This window comes from Paenibacillus lacisediminis (assembly GCF_046567315.2).
The window spans coordinates 562333-575925 of the sequence record NZ_JBKIAX020000003.1; the positions used below are offsets into that span (position 1 = coordinate 562333).

Consider the following 13593-nt stretch of genomic DNA (forward strand, 5'->3'; position numbering starts at 1 on the left):
TCCTTTTTTCGTTGGGAAAAGAGGTCCTAACCGCCGGCTAGTCCCAATCCAAATCCGGGAAAGAAGGCATCGTTCCGTAACCGGATCTTCCCCGTCTGCCGCGCATCCCCCATCCAAACCCGAATCCCGACCGCTCGGAAACCCACCACTGTTTCAAACGATACCGGCGCCGCTGATATCTTTTGAGTGCGGTAACCATTTCATTCAACCTCCTTATATCTATAAGGTATCCAATCGTTGAATAAAAACCGGCACACTTGTGGTTTCCAAAATCTACTAAGTCAGAGTGAACATTTTATTATTCCGCTTATTTTCATCTAAACCCGTTCACCCTTTCAGCGCGACGATACTTGGACCGAAAGTGAAACTCCAGCGAAAACATAAGGACAAAAAAGGTCGCTATTTCGGCGATATCACCCACATTGAGTGCAATAAAGGAAAATTATGTCGCTATTTTTCTAACCGCAAGGAAAAGCCCGCGTTTTTGACCATGCACAGAAAAATAAGAACAAAAAATACCGCTAATGGGAATGAACCTGCCTGGCTCTGGATAATAAGCACATAAAGTTCCGCTATTTGAAGGTCGACGGTGCGTTGTTTCACCCGACGGGTGGCTTTTTCAGCTGACGGTGCGTCGTTCCAGCAGCAGGCTGTCAAGCGCCGATTTCAAGGCTGGGCCCATGATTACCCCAAAAAAAATCCCCTGAAGCCTACGGCCCCAAGGGATTCCTCAATTAATACAGCGTCATGTACTGATCGCGTTCCCACGGATGTACTTGCGTCCGGAAAATATCCCATTCGATTTCCTTAAGCTCGTAGAAATGGGTCAAAGCATGGTCGCCCAGCGCCTCGGAAATGATTTCGCTGCGGAGCAGCTCGCCCAGCGCTTCCTTCAGATCGGCCGGCAGGCTTGGAATGCCTTCCTCTACACGCTCTTCCTCGGACATCACATAGATATTGCGATCGACCGGTTCCACCAGCGGAAGCTCCTTCTTGATGCCGTCCAGGCCGGCTTTGAGCATCACGGCGAGCGCCAGGTAAGGATTGGCCGCCGGGTCAGGGTTGCGCACCTCAACCCGGGTGCTGAGACCGCGGGAAGCCGGAATCCGGATCATCGGGCTGCGGTTGCTGGAAGACCAAGCCACATAACACGGCGCTTCATAACCCGGAACAAGGCGTTTGTAAGAGTTGACCGTCGGGTTCGTGATCGCGGCGAACGCGCGGGCATGCTTCAGGATGCCGGCCATGTAATAGCGGGCTTCTTGGCTCAGGCCAAGCGGATCGCTTTCTTCATAAAACGCGTTCGTATTCCCTCTAAACAGCGATTGGTGGCAGTGCATCCCCGAGCCGTTGACGCCAAACAGCGGTTTCGGCATAAACGTGGCATGCAGACCGTGCTGGCGGGCGATCGTTTTGACGACTAGTTTGAATGTCTGAATTTGGTCGGCCGCTTTGACCGCATCCGCATATTTGAAGTCGATTTCGTGCTGGCCGGGAGCCACTTCGTGGTGAGAAGCTTCGATCTCAAAGCCCATCTCTTCCAGCGTCAGCACGATTTCGCGGCGGCAGTTCTCGCCAAGGTCCGTCGGAGCCAAGTCAAAGTAGCCGCCTTGGTCGTTGAGTTCCGTGGTCGGGTTGCCTTTATCATCGGTTTTGAACAGGAAGAATTCCGGTTCCGGACCTACGTTCATCGAGGTATAGCCCATTTCCTCCGCTTCCTTCAGCACGCGCTTCAAAATGGCCCGCGGGTCTCCAGCAAACGGCGTGCCGTCCGGCATATACACGTCGCAAATCAGGCGGGCAACACGATCTTCAGTCACCCAAGGGAAAACCACCCAGGTATCCAGATCCGGATAGAGGTACATGTCAGATTCTTCGATACGAACGTAACCTTCGATGGAAGAGCCGTCAAACATCATCTTGTTGTCGAGTGCTTTCTCCAATTGGCTAACCGGAATTTCCACGTTTTTGATCGTACCGAGCAAGTCGGTAAACTGCAGGCGGATAAAACGTACATTCTCCTCTTTGGCAATGCGCAAAATATCTTCTTTGGTGTAACTCATAGAAAATCTCTCCCCACATTTAGATTATTTTTTGAAAAAGCGGGACAGCTCGCCTTGGATCAGGGAAACCTGATTCGGCTTGCTCCCGGAGACCAACTGCTGCTTCAGCATGCGGTAAAGCTGGGAATCCGTCATCTCTTTCCGCTTCTCTTCCGTGTCCTTCGTGATCACCGTCGCCTCTTGGGATTCACGTGTCATCGGATTCATCACCTGCTTGATGCCGGCGATATTAACGCCTTTATCAATGAGACCTTTAATCTCCAGCAATCGCTCGACATCATTAAAAGAGAACATACGCTGGTTCCCGGAAGTGCGCGCAGGCACAATCAATTCGTGCTGTTCATAGTATCTGATTTGTCTTGCCGTCAAATCCGTAAGCTTCATTACGATACCGATAGGAAATAAGGCCATATTTCTGCGAATTTCGTCACTCATCGCTCTCAACCTTCCAGTTATATAATCTCTTGACCTTATCATATGTGAGTTATCCTAACATGTCAATAGATATGTTAGGATAACTCACAACAAGTTGCGGTCTTTCATCGTCTGGAGGGCGGTAAGCAAGCCGAATTTCACGTGCGAATAAGTCAAGCCGCCCTGCATGTAAGCAATATATGGGGAACGTATCGGCGCGTCGGCGGACAATTCCAGACTCCCGCCCTGAATGAAGGTGCCGGCGGCCATAATCACGGGATGCTCATAGCCCGGCATATCCCAAGGCTCCGGCACGACATGTCCGTCCACCGCGGCGGCCTTTTGAATGCCCTGCACAAAAGCGATCAGCTGCTCCGCACTGCTGAAGGAAATCGCCTGGATCAAATCGGTCCGCTGCTCGCTCCACCCCGGGCGGCTCTCAAAGCCGGCCCGCTCGAAAACCGCCGCCGCCAGGACGCTGCCTTTGACCGCTTGTCCCACGATCGTCGGGGCCAGGAACAACCCCTGGTAAATGCCGCGGGTCGTCCCCAGCATCGCCCCGACTTCGCCGCCGATCCCCGGCGCTGTCAAGCGGTAGGAAGCCAGCCTCACGAGAGCTTCGCGTCCGCAGATGTATCCCCCGGTTTCCGCCAGACCGCCGCCCGGATTTTTGATCAAAGAGCCGGCAATCAGATCGGCGCCGACCTCGGTTGGTTCCCGTTCTTCCGTAAATTCGCCATAGCAGTTGTCGACGAACACGATAACATCCGGCTTGATCGCTTTAACCTCACGCACCATCGCCCCGATTTGTTCGACGGAAAAGGAAGCGCGCCAATCGTACCCCCGCGACCGCTGGATGCCGATCACCTTTGTCCTATCGGTAATTTTCTCTCTCACCGCCTCCCAATCGATTGAGCCGTCGGCATTTAGCTCTGCCTCGCTATAGGTAATCCCGAAATCCTGCAGCGAGCCGCTGCCGTCTCCCGGCTTGCCTATGACTTTATGTAGTGTATCATAAGGACGGCCGGTGATGTAGAGCAGTTCGTCCCCGGGTCGTAAGACACCGAACAAAGCCGTCGCGATCGTATGCGTCCCGGAAGCGAAATGAGGGCGGACGAGCGCCGCTTCCGCGCCGAATACGCCGGCATACACAAGATCCAGGACCTCGCGCCCACGGTCATTGTAGGCGTATCCGGTCGAGCCGGAAAAATGATAATCGCTCACCTGGTGCTTTTGAAACGCTTCGATCACTTTCCATTGATTATGATCGGCGATTTGGTCAATCTCGCGAAACCTCCCCTCCACCTGCTGCTCGGCCGCTTTCAGCCAATTTACAATCTCTTCCGAAAATACCGCCATCTTGTTGTTATCTCTCCCTTATCTCGATTCGTTCGTTTCTTCATGGACGTTAGGCTTTTGAACCGCAAAAGGAGCGAGCTGATACCCGTATTTCGCAAAATCCGCCTGGTTTACGTTCACATCGTAAATCATGTCCGCCTCATCCATTTGCTGATTCACAACTTCGCCGATCCGGTACAAAACGGAGGTGAGATCGCCCCGCTCCGCCGGAATCCGAAACGATTTGGTTCCGCCGGACAAACTGCGCTGCACCGCTTCGCGAACCGCGGCGAGGTCACGTTCATCGTAAGCGCTGATCTTTAGATACCCTTCGCCGGAGGGCAGCATTTGCAAGCCTTCAGGCAGGCAAAGATCGATTTTGTTGAAAAGAACGACCTGAGGTTTCCCCCCGGCCCCCAGCTCATTTAATATCCGCCCTACGACCGCCATTTGCTCCTGGCGCATCGGCGACGAGGCATCGACGACGTGAAGGATCAAGTCCGCCTCGTTCACTTCCTCCAGCGTTGCGCGGAAAGCAGCCACCAAATCATGTGGCAGGTTTTGAATGAATCCGACCGTATCGGTCAGCACCACATCCCTACCGCCCGGCAGCGGCAATAGGCGTGTCGTCGGATCGAGCGTGGCGAACAACTGGTTCTCCACATACACGTCCGCGTTTGTAAGCTGCTTAAGCAGCGTGGACTTGCCGGCGTTCGTATAACCTACCAGCGCCACCTGTACGACCCCGGTCTCCTTGCGGCGGGCCCGATGCAGCCGGCGGTGCCGCGTCACCTCCTCCAGCTGGCGCTTCAGCTCGCCGATGCGGCGCCGGATATGGCGGCGGTCCATCTCCAGCTTGCTTTCCCCCGGGCCCCGCGTACCGATGCCGCCACCAAGCCGGGACAGGTTTTTGCCGTGGCCGGACAGCCGCGGCAGCAGATAGGTCAGCTGGGCCAACTCCACCTGAATGATCCCTTCCCGCGTTTTCGCGCGCTGGGCAAAAATATCAAGGATCAGCTGCGTACGGTCGATAATTTTCGCGTTCAGCATCTCCTCCAGATTGCGCACCTGCGCTCCTGACAGCTCCTGGTCGAAGATCGCCGTATTCGCGCCCAGGCGTTCCATGAGCTCCCTCAGCTCCAGCACCTTGCCTTTGCCGATAAACCAGCGGGAATCCGGTTTTTCGCGGTTTTGCACCACCGTTTCCGCGACCTCTACCCCTGCCGTTTCCGCCAGCCGGACCAATTCGTCCAGGGAATAGGACGGATCGATCCCGGTTTGCTTCGTCTCCGGGGTAATCAAACTGACGAGAACGGCGATATCCTGAATTTTGTCGTTGGTCTCGTGTAACGATTTGGCCATAAACCACTGCTCCTTATATAAACCGGTTATCCCTTCTTCTCCAGCTTCAAATCCTCCGTCCGCAGCGTCATCAGCTCCAGTTTGCCCGGGGAGCCGCCGCCGTATTGGTTCAGCAGCCGGACGGCCTGCTGGCGGATCGAACGCTCGATCACGTTGCGGACGTAGCGGGCGTTGCTGAACAGATGCTCGCTTTCGCATTTTTCTTTAAGCAAATGCTGCTTTAATTTGAGTATCGCCTGCGGCATCAGGATGTAATCGCGTTCCTTACCCATCGCTTCGGCGATCTGAATCAGCTGATCGATCGTATAGTCCGGAAAATCCATCTGGATTGGGAAACGGGACGGCAGCCCCGGGTTCGTCGACAGAAAAAAATCCATTTCATCAGAATAGCCGGCCAAAATGAGAATGAACTGGTTTTTCTGGTCCTCCATCGCTTTGACCAGCGTATCGATCGCTTCCTTGCCAAAGTCTTTTTCCCCGCCCCGTGCCAAGCTGTAGGCTTCGTCGATGAACAAAATGCCGCCCAGCGCTTTCTTGACCAAATCGCGCGTTTTTTGCGCCGTATGGCCAATGTATTCACCGACCAGGTCGGCCCGCTCCACTTCGATCAAATGCCCTTTGCTCAGCACGCCCATCCGTTGAAACATCTTGGCGACGATGCGCGCCACCGTCGTTTTGCCGGTGCCCGGGTTTCCTTTGAAAACCATATGGTAAACCTGCGGCCCCGATAACAGGCCCGCTTCCGAGCGCATGGAAGCGATCTGCAAAAAAGCGAAAATTTCGTACATGAACTCCTTGATATGATCCAAACCAATCAGGTGATCCAATTCCTTCTGAATTTCCGCGAACAGCCCTTGCTGCGGCAAAGCTTTGGCGGATGGGCTCGGTTCGCTTTCGGGAACGCTTTGCGAGACGACCGGCGGTTCGGCGCTGCGCAGAATGACGTTGATTTGCCGGGATGGTCTCTCTTCGGGAGAGCCGCTTCTGGCCACAACACGCCCAGACATAGGGACATCACCTCTTTTAAAGGTAATCAAAAATTCGTCTCGGTGCTGAAAACCCGAATTTTTGATCTTAATTTAAATGGACAGGTTGAAAAAGGCAGCCTTTTTCAAAGCACACTTTTAAATGTATTCTCTCTCCCTGTCCGATATTAGAAGTTTTGTCACCCTCGGCCAAAAGCGAGCACCAGCTGATCCATTTTCCATTTCGTATAGGCCAAAATCTCCCGTACCGTGTTGGGGATCGGTTTGAGCACTTGGGATTTCTTCAAAGACAGCTTGGGATCGTGATATCCAAACGCCTCGGCGATTTCCAGCGCCCGGTTCCCGTGATACGTATGTGTAATAATAAGGGCGGAATCGTATCCGTGCTCTTCCATGATCGTTTGGCTGAATTTCAGGTTTTCGAACGTGCTGGTCGCCTCGTTTTCAAGCAGTATTTTTTCCTGCGGGATGCCGCGGCGCTCCAAATAATTCGCCATGCCTTCCGCTTCCGTGTATTTGGAATTGGGCGTATCCCTTCCGCCGGTCAGCAAAAACAGCTTAAACTTCCCATCCTTATAGTCCTGAATACTTTGCTCCAATCGCTCCTGCAGCCCCGGGCTCGGGACATCCCCCCACAGTGAGGCTCCAAGAACGATGCCAACATCGGCCGGTTGGGAAAAATCTGCGCTCACGGCGGGATTTCGCTCAACGCTGCCGATCTGGGCCAGCACAAAAAGCACCCAGGCCAGTCCCAGCGCGCACAATACGAGACCCCAGCGGATCAATTTTCGCCGCATTCCCCGTTTTCTCCGTACCGGTTGTCCAAAATTCAATGTTGTTCTTTTTTTGGCAAAAAGCATGTCTCAACCTCCCGTCGGATGCGGCTTACGCGTTCATAAACCCGCTGCGGAAATGCTCAAGCGACAACTGAAAAAGCGGAAAACGCTGTTTGTTAATGGCATGAAGCAGTTCATGGGCCGTCTCCGCAGCCAGATCATAATCTTTTACCGTAATTAGGCCACTCGAGAGCGCGTCGTCGAGTTCATCCTGATCGAGCAGAAACACTTCCCCGGTCTGTAACACGACAATATCCAAATACAAATCGTCAAACCAAGGCACGCCCTGATCCGTAATCCCCTGTGTTTTGCAAATATCGATATACCATTCCACGATTTCCCCCTGGTCATCGAACATCGCGGTGACAATGTAATGGGCGCCTTTCGGGTAATACTGCAGCCACGTAAACCCTTTATCGGCTATGCGGAACGTATGTCCTCCGTAGGTTTTCCACAGCGGATCGCGAAGATCATGAATCGTGTATAACGTCACATAACCCGTGAAAACATCATTCTGTACAAACTTGGATTTGAAGTGACGCTGGGTAATGCGGCGCCAGTTCGCGCGGTCTCCGAATTTTCGCTTCATAGATTATAGCCCTTTCACAACAATGTACTATCAGCTTACCATATTTGAAAAAGAGGCACAAAAACAGCCGGAACAAACGAGAAAAGACCCCCAGACGCTAAAATCGCTGCTCTGGGGGTCTGTGCCTTGCGGATTGTTGGCCGGTGGGTTAGCAGGCCAGATAGATCAATCGGCGCTAAGGGAAATCGGCAGGTTAACCCCCCGTCCCCTGAACCGCTTCGTTCGTGCCAACCGGTGCGTCCACGCCGTCCCCGGAATTGGTTTGACCGTTAGTTCCATCTGCGGGAGGGGGGAACGTATCCGTATTTCCTTCGCCGGAACCGCCGTCAGGAGGAACCGCCGTTCCGGGAATCGAGACGCCCCCGTCTCCGTTCCCGCTTCCGTTTCCATTATTACCGTTCCCTTGACCGTTCCCTTGACCGTTCCCTTGACCGTTCCCTTGACCGTTCCCGTTTCCATGGCCATTTCCCTGACCATTTCCGTTGCCGCTCCCCTGGCCGTTTCCTTGACCATCTCCGTTTCCGGACGGGAAACCTTGATTACCGCTGCCGTCATCAATTTGGCCATCGCCGGATTGTCCCTGGTTGCCATCCCCGCCTACGCCCGGATCCGGCAGATCGTCCATCGGATCTTCGCCCGCTTCGATCAACACTTGGGCGTTGTTCGAAGGTTCGCTTTCCGCGTCGTTGACGGGGTCGTAAGCCGTAACATAGTAGATATAACCCGTTCCTGGGGTAATGCTGATGTCTTCCGTTTCCGTAGTGCTGGAGTCCATAATACGGGTGAACTCCGTTTCCGATGCTTCCCGGCGGTAAATCCGGTAAACCGCACCGGGTTGTTCCACGCCTTTCCAGCTAAGCGCTACTGTACCGGTATCCGCGTTATAAGCCGCGCTGAGTTCGGACGGCGCCGCCGTCTTCGTTTCCTCTTGCGCCGGCGGCTTCAGGTTGGCCGGTACCGGAAAATCCTTGACCGGCACGCCGGCCAGCGCCTCTTTCATCACCGCCGCGAACAGCGCCGCGGTCTGGCCGCTGCTTCCGTTCAGCAGATGGTCTTTGTCCGGATTGTCGTAGCCCATCCAGACCGCGCCCGTCCACTCCGGCGTATAGCCGACGAACCACACGTCGCGGTTTTTGCTGCTTCTAAGGCCCGGGATGCCGTGCTGCGTCGTCCCCGTTTTCCCGGCAACCGGACGGTCGATTTTCGCCCTCCGGCCCGTTCCTTCATTGACGACGTTTTCCATCATTTTCGTCATATAATAGGCCGTCTGTTCACTGATTACTCTTTTTGGTTTCGCCGGGTTGTATTTATATTTCACTACACCGTTATGGTCAACAATCTGCTTGATCGAATATGGAGGATTGTATTCCCCGCCATTGGCAAATACGCTGAACGCCCCCGCCATCTCCAGCGTATTCGTCCCATAGGTCAAACCGCCAAGCGCAATCGCCAGGTTGCGGTCGTTTTTGTCCATCGTGATGCCCATTTCCTTTGCGTATTTCACGCCTGTGCCGGCCCCGACCTCATTGAGCAGCCAAACGGCCGGAATGTTCTCCGATTTCGTCAGCGCGGTCGTCAGGTTGATTGTGTTCGAATAGCCGTGCAGATTCGTCGGACAATAGTTGCCGAAGCATTGCTTATTGTTCGGGATCTGCGAATCCGGCGTAAATTTGCCCGATTCGAGCGCCGGCGCATAGGACACGATCGGCTTAAACGCCGACCCCGGCTGTCTGCGGCTGTTCAAGCGGCTGTAGCCTTTGCGCTCGTAATCCCGGCCGCCAAGCAAGGCGACGAGACTGCCGTTTTCATGGTTCATGATGACGATCGAACCCTGAACCTGTTTATCGTCCTTGCTTTTCTCGAAATAATCGTCGTTGGCGAACGCTTTCTCCACCGCTTTTTGCGCCTGGGCGTCCATCGTCGTATAAATTTTATAGCCGCCGCGGTTCAGCTCGTCTTCGGTGAGGCCGAACTTCTCCTCGGCTTCCTCAACCACATAGTCCTTAAAGGCGAGGTAGCTTTGGTTGCTGGCCGGAGGCTCGTAGTCGTAGGCCACCTTTTTCGCCTCATCCCGCTGCTCGGCGGTAATGTATCCTTCCTGATACATTAGATCGAGCACGACGGCGCGGCGTTCTTGAGAAAGCTCCGGATTTCGCAGCGGGTTATATTTGGATGGCCCTTTGGGCATAGCCGCTAGTGTAGCTATTTCCCACAGCTTCAGGTCGTTCAAATTCGATTTGCCGAAATAGCGAATGGAAGCTGCTTTAATCCCGTAAACTGTTCCGCCAAAATTAATCCGATTAAGATAAAGCGTTAAAATTTCGTCCTTCGTTTTGTGGCGTTCGAGCGCCATCGCGATCGACATCTCCGTCGCTTTGCGGAAAAACGTTTTGTCCGCGCTCAGGAAAATGTTTTTGGCGAGCTGCTGAGTAATCGTACTGCCGCCTTCCACCAGGGAACGGGCCACGATATCTTTCACCGCCGCTCTGCCGATCGACCAAAGGTCAACCCCGTTATGCTCGAAAAACCGCCGGTCTTCCGTGGCGACAAAGGCTTTTTTGAGCAGGTCCGGGATTTCGCTTGAGTCAACGGGCTCGCTTTTATCGATCGAAAGCTCCCCCATCAACGCGCCGTTACGGTCGTACACCTTGGTTGTTTCGTAGACCGTCAGCTTATCCTCGTTTTCCCTGAGGGCCTTCTCGCCGCTGACCGTAATGTACATATACCCCGCAATCGCGCAGAAAACCGCAAACGCGATCGTGAAAAACGAAGTCCACAGCAGTTTCTTTACGGTCAGTTTTTTCTTTTTACGCGCCTTCGGCGCTTTTCCTTTTTTCCCCGATTTATTGCTTCGTTCCAGTCTTGGATTTTGGCTGGACATGGTTTCTCTAACCCCCTTAGGACCCTCCGTTAAAGGTGCGGCCTCCGCCCTCAAACTTCGGCGCGAGCGCCGGAGCGGGGCATTTGAACCGGTTCATGCTGAATACGGCACGCCCAGAAATGCCCGGAACGAAAAGAACAACCTGGGTCAGGTTGCTCTCTCCTTTTCCTATACCTTTAACGTATTGAACTCATAAAAAGTTTCACAATCGCTTTAGTCCTCGTTCTGCGTTTCCTGCATCAGCGACACGTTGCGCTGCGGTTGGAACGTGGAGATCGCGTGCTTGTACACCATTTGCTGGCGTCCGTCGCTGTCGATGACGATCGTGAAATTGTCAAAGGCTTTGATCGTTCCCCTGATCTGAAATCCGTTCGTCAAAAATACCGTTACCGGTATGCTTTCTTTGCGAAGTTGGTTCAGAAATGTATCCTGGATGTTAATGGTCTTGTTCATAGCCGTACCCCCAATAGGAATCAATTAGTGTTTTGAATTATATTCAAGATCAGCGGGAAACTTTCCTGCTATTATAGCATGGGCCGCCGCCAAAATCCCGGAAAAATTTTCGCCGCTCCCCGCATCGATCCAAGCGATCTCTTCCATATGCCTGAACCAGGAGAGCTGCCTCTTGGCGAAACGCCGTGTATCCCTCTTAAGTTTCTCCACGGCTTCCGGCAGCGGAACGCCGTCCTCCAGGTGTTCGGCGATTTCCTTGTAGCCAAGCCCCTGCATGGACACGAGTTCCCGGGAATAACCCTGACGAAGCAGGCGGCGCACCTCATCCACAAGTCCAAGCCGCAGCATTTCGTCAATTCTCCGTTCAATACGGTTATAAAGCATTTGCCGGTCCATTGTCAAACCAATGACGCACAATTCGTACGGAGATTCCTTATTTTGTTTTTCCAATTGCTCTGACAAGGTCGTTCCCGTAAGATGATGTATTTCCAGGGCGCGAATCACCCGCCGCATATCGTTCGGATGCAAACGGGCGGCGGATTTGGGGTCGATGGCCGCCAGCTTGGCATGCAGCGCCTCTGCGCCGTGTTGTTCGGCGTAAGCCAGCTCTGCGGCGCGGAACGCCTCGTCGGCCGCAGCTTCCGTAAATTGGAATTCATAGCAGACGGACTCGACGTAAAGCCCCGTCCCCCCGACGATAAAAGGCAAATGTCCGCGGCTTTCGATCTCCGGAATCAGCTTGCGGCACCACTCCTGAAATTGGGCGACGGAAAAAGGCTCGTCCGGCTCCAGCACATCGATCAAATGATGAGGAACGCCCTCCATCTCCGCCGGCGTGATTTTGGCCGTGCCGATGTCCATACCCCGGTACACCTGCATCGAATCGCCGGATATCACTTCGCCGGAAAACGCTTTGGCGATTTCGACACTGAGCTTCGTTTTCCCGACCGCCGTCGGGCCGACGAGCACCAGCAGCCGCGGTTTCTTATTTATGGTCAAGCGTGATCACTCCGTAAGTTATTTTGGTATGGGCGCGGGCGCTCGCGTCAAAGCCAAGCCGGGCAAATTCGCCGCTCTCTTTTTGCTCCTTCATCACGACCGTTTTCCGGGCGACTCGGCACGCTTCCTGCACCGCCTCCGGGCTCAGGCGGCCCGCGTTGGCAAAGGCCCGCAGCGGCGAAATCGAGGAAGAATCCTCGAGCGGATGCCGGAACATCGGATCGAAATAAACGATGTCCGCGCTTTTGTCGGGCATGCTGCGCAAAACCTCCAAATGGTTCGCGCGTTTCGTTTCGATGCGCCGCAACGCGGCGTCGAATTCCGGCACCCCGGAAACATAACGCTTCAGTCCCTCATGCAGCAGCGCCCAAAGCGGAAACGAGTCCTCCAGCGCCAGCACCCGTCCCTTTGGACCGGCGGCGATGGCGAACACACTCGCATCGGAGCCGAGGCCGGCCGTGCCGTCGATGATGAAGTCGCCCGGGGCGGCTCGGGCCGCCTCCAGCATAGCGTCACTCTCGCCTTTAAGCAGCCGCTTCGCGCGGACAAAACCCATACTGGGATGGAACGTCAGCGGCTCCTGTCCGGCCCGGTGCAGCCTGACCCCCTGCTCCATAATGACCAGAATGTCGCCGTCCCCGTAGCGTTCGGCCAGTTTGGCCAGCGATGTCCGCCGGCGCGGGACACGAGTTGCCCCAGTCAGCGCCGCCAGGTCTTGCGCCCGCTGAAGCACGGCGGGAGTCTCGCGGTCCCCTGTAGTAATTAACATGATGAAATTCCTCCATTCAAGGCCGCTCACATCACCCGTTTGAACAGCTTTTCCAGATCATACGTCGTAAACGAGACGATGATCGGTCTCCCGTGCGGGCAGGTGTACGGCTGTTTGCATGCCCCCAAGCGGCGGATCAGCGTAGTCGCCTCTTCCGGAGTCAGCTTCTGATTCGCTTTGATCGAAGCTTTGCAGGACACCATCGTGGAAGAGGCCTCGCGCAGCTTGGCGAGGTCGATGGCCCGTTCGTGCAGCACCCATTCCGCCATTTCCTGGATGATCTCGGTTTCCTCCCCTTGCGGGAACCAGTAAGGATGGGAGACGACGCGGAATGTGCCCCCGCCGAAATGCTCCAGGATGACGCCGGCCTGTTCGAACCAATGCAGCCGCTCCTTCAGCTTTGCGCTGTCCGACGGCGTAAATTCCAGCGTAATCGGGATCAGCAGCTCTTGCGAGGCGTCCGCCGGATGGCCAAATTTTTCGTAGTAATATTCGTAATTCACCCGCTCATGCGCGGCGTGCTGGTCGATTAAATACAAGCCCTCTTCGTTCTGGGCGATGAGGTATGTGCCGTGATGCTGTCCGATCAGGGACAGCTCCGGGAACGCCGGAAGCTCCGGCGCCGCCGCAGGCGCGCCGTACAGCGCTTCCGGCATCTCCTGCAGCCGCTCCCGCCCGAGTGGCTGCTGCGCCACCAGGCCGCCGCCATTCATGGCAGCGGCGCTGTCCCGGCCAAGCCCGCTTTGCGGGGGCTGGGCCGGGGTTTGCGGCGGCGCCTGGCGTTGCGCCAGCGCCGCCTCGGGCTGCGCGGCGCCGTACACGTCGGCGCCGGCAGGGCCACGCTCCCGCAGCGTCAGGCCTGCGGCCGCTGCGGGAGCGCCCGGGCCCGCGGTCCGGGCGGCC

General features: G+C 55.2%; 12 protein-coding genes and 1 pseudogene. All 13 read right to left on the bottom strand.

Features of this window, described 5'->3' with window-relative positions; translation table 11 throughout:
* Nucleotides 1-37 precede the first annotated feature (37 nt).
* On the bottom strand, nt 38-199 hold the full coding sequence (locus ACLD72_RS08765; protein ID WP_178075953.1) for a hypothetical protein: 162 nt from the start codon (nt 197-199) through the stop codon (nt 38-40).
* Nucleotides 200-734: 535 nt separating this feature from the next.
* The gene (gene glnA, locus ACLD72_RS08770; protein WP_410999180.1) at nt 735-2063 is read right to left on the bottom strand and encodes a type I glutamate--ammonia ligase; all 1329 of its coding nucleotides are present in this window, start codon (nt 2061-2063) and stop codon (nt 735-737) included.
* A 24-nt stretch (nt 2064-2087) separates the two neighbouring features.
* Complete coding sequence (locus ACLD72_RS08775) at nt 2088-2498, bottom strand: MerR family transcriptional regulator (protein WP_128633736.1); 411 nt, start codon at nt 2496-2498, stop codon at nt 2088-2090.
* Nucleotides 2499-2582: 84 nt separating this feature from the next.
* Complete coding sequence (locus tag ACLD72_RS08780; RefSeq protein ID WP_410999182.1) at nt 2583-3836, bottom strand: aminotransferase class I/II-fold pyridoxal phosphate-dependent enzyme; 1254 nt, start codon at nt 3834-3836, stop codon at nt 2583-2585.
* Nucleotides 3837-3854: 18 nt separating this feature from the next.
* Nucleotides 3855-5177, bottom strand: coding sequence for a GTPase HflX (gene hflX / locus ACLD72_RS08785; protein ID WP_410999184.1), 1323 nt, complete (start codon nt 5175-5177; stop codon nt 3855-3857).
* 26 nt (nt 5178-5203) lie between these two features.
* The gene (locus ACLD72_RS08790; protein ID WP_410999186.1) at nt 5204-6184 is read right to left on the bottom strand and encodes an AAA family ATPase; all 981 of its coding nucleotides are present in this window, start codon (nt 6182-6184) and stop codon (nt 5204-5206) included.
* 158 nt (nt 6185-6342) lie between these two features.
* On the bottom strand, nt 6343-6960 hold the full coding sequence (locus ACLD72_RS08795) for a YdcF family protein (protein ID WP_410999188.1): 618 nt from the start codon (nt 6958-6960) through the stop codon (nt 6343-6345).
* A gap of 88 nt (nt 6961-7048) precedes the next feature.
* Complete coding sequence (locus ACLD72_RS08800) at nt 7049-7588, bottom strand: DUF402 domain-containing protein (RefSeq protein ID WP_410999190.1); 540 nt, start codon at nt 7586-7588, stop codon at nt 7049-7051.
* A 193-nt stretch (nt 7589-7781) separates the two neighbouring features.
* Entirely contained in the window at nt 7782-10469 is a 2688-nt protein-coding gene (locus tag ACLD72_RS08805; protein WP_410999192.1) for a PBP1A family penicillin-binding protein, read from the bottom strand.
* 213 nt (nt 10470-10682) lie between these two features.
* Nucleotides 10683-10922: an RNA chaperone Hfq gene (gene hfq / locus ACLD72_RS08810; RefSeq protein ID WP_251595139.1), complete on the bottom strand. Its 240-nt coding sequence runs from the start codon at nt 10920-10922 to the stop codon at nt 10683-10685.
* Nucleotides 10923-10946: 24 nt separating this feature from the next.
* Nucleotides 10947-11921, bottom strand: coding sequence for a tRNA (adenosine(37)-N6)-dimethylallyltransferase MiaA (gene miaA / locus ACLD72_RS08815; RefSeq protein ID WP_410999194.1), 975 nt, complete (start codon nt 11919-11921; stop codon nt 10947-10949).
* Complete coding sequence (locus ACLD72_RS08820) at nt 11908-12690, bottom strand: class I SAM-dependent methyltransferase (protein WP_410999196.1); 783 nt, start codon at nt 12688-12690, stop codon at nt 11908-11910. The genes miaA and ACLD72_RS08820 overlap by 14 nt, the downstream gene beginning before the upstream one ends.
* 26 nt (nt 12691-12716) lie before the next feature.
* Nucleotides 12717-13593 (bottom strand): annotated as a pseudogene (locus ACLD72_RS08825) (DNA mismatch repair endonuclease MutL); the annotation flags it as partial.

Excerpts from the sequence above, each read along its gene's own strand:
- ACLD72_RS08775 (WP_128633736.1), bottom strand. The coding sequence starts at position 2,498 with ATGAGTGACGAAATTCGCAGAAATATGGCCTTATTTCCTATCGGTATC.
- ACLD72_RS08805 (WP_410999192.1), bottom strand. The coding sequence starts at position 10,469 with ATGTCCAGCCAAAATCCAAGACTGGAACGAAGCAATAAATCGGGGAAA.
- ACLD72_RS08780 (WP_410999182.1), bottom strand. The coding sequence starts at position 3,836 with ATGGCGGTATTTTCGGAAGAGATTGTAAATTGGCTGAAAGCGGCCGAG.
- ACLD72_RS08790 (WP_410999186.1), bottom strand. The coding sequence starts at position 6,184 with ATGTCTGGGCGTGTTGTGGCCAGAAGCGGCTCTCCCGAAGAGAGACCA.
- ACLD72_RS08800 (WP_410999190.1), bottom strand. The coding sequence starts at position 7,588 with ATGAAGCGAAAATTCGGAGACCGCGCGAACTGGCGCCGCATTACCCAG.
- ACLD72_RS08795 (WP_410999188.1), bottom strand. The coding sequence starts at position 6,960 with ATGCGGCGAAAATTGATCCGCTGGGGTCTCGTATTGTGCGCGCTGGGA.
- glnA (WP_410999180.1), bottom strand. The coding sequence starts at position 2,063 with ATGAGTTACACCAAAGAAGATATTTTGCGCATTGCCAAAGAGGAGAAT.
- ACLD72_RS08820 (WP_410999196.1), bottom strand. The coding sequence starts at position 12,690 with ATGTTAATTACTACAGGGGACCGCGAGACTCCCGCCGTGCTTCAGCGG.
- hflX (WP_410999184.1), bottom strand. The coding sequence starts at position 5,177 with ATGGCCAAATCGTTACACGAGACCAACGACAAAATTCAGGATATCGCC.
- hfq (WP_251595139.1), bottom strand. The coding sequence starts at position 10,922 with ATGAACAAGACCATTAACATCCAGGATACATTTCTGAACCAACTTCGC.
- ACLD72_RS08765 (WP_178075953.1), bottom strand. The coding sequence starts at position 199 with ATGGTTACCGCACTCAAAAGATATCAGCGGCGCCGGTATCGTTTGAAA.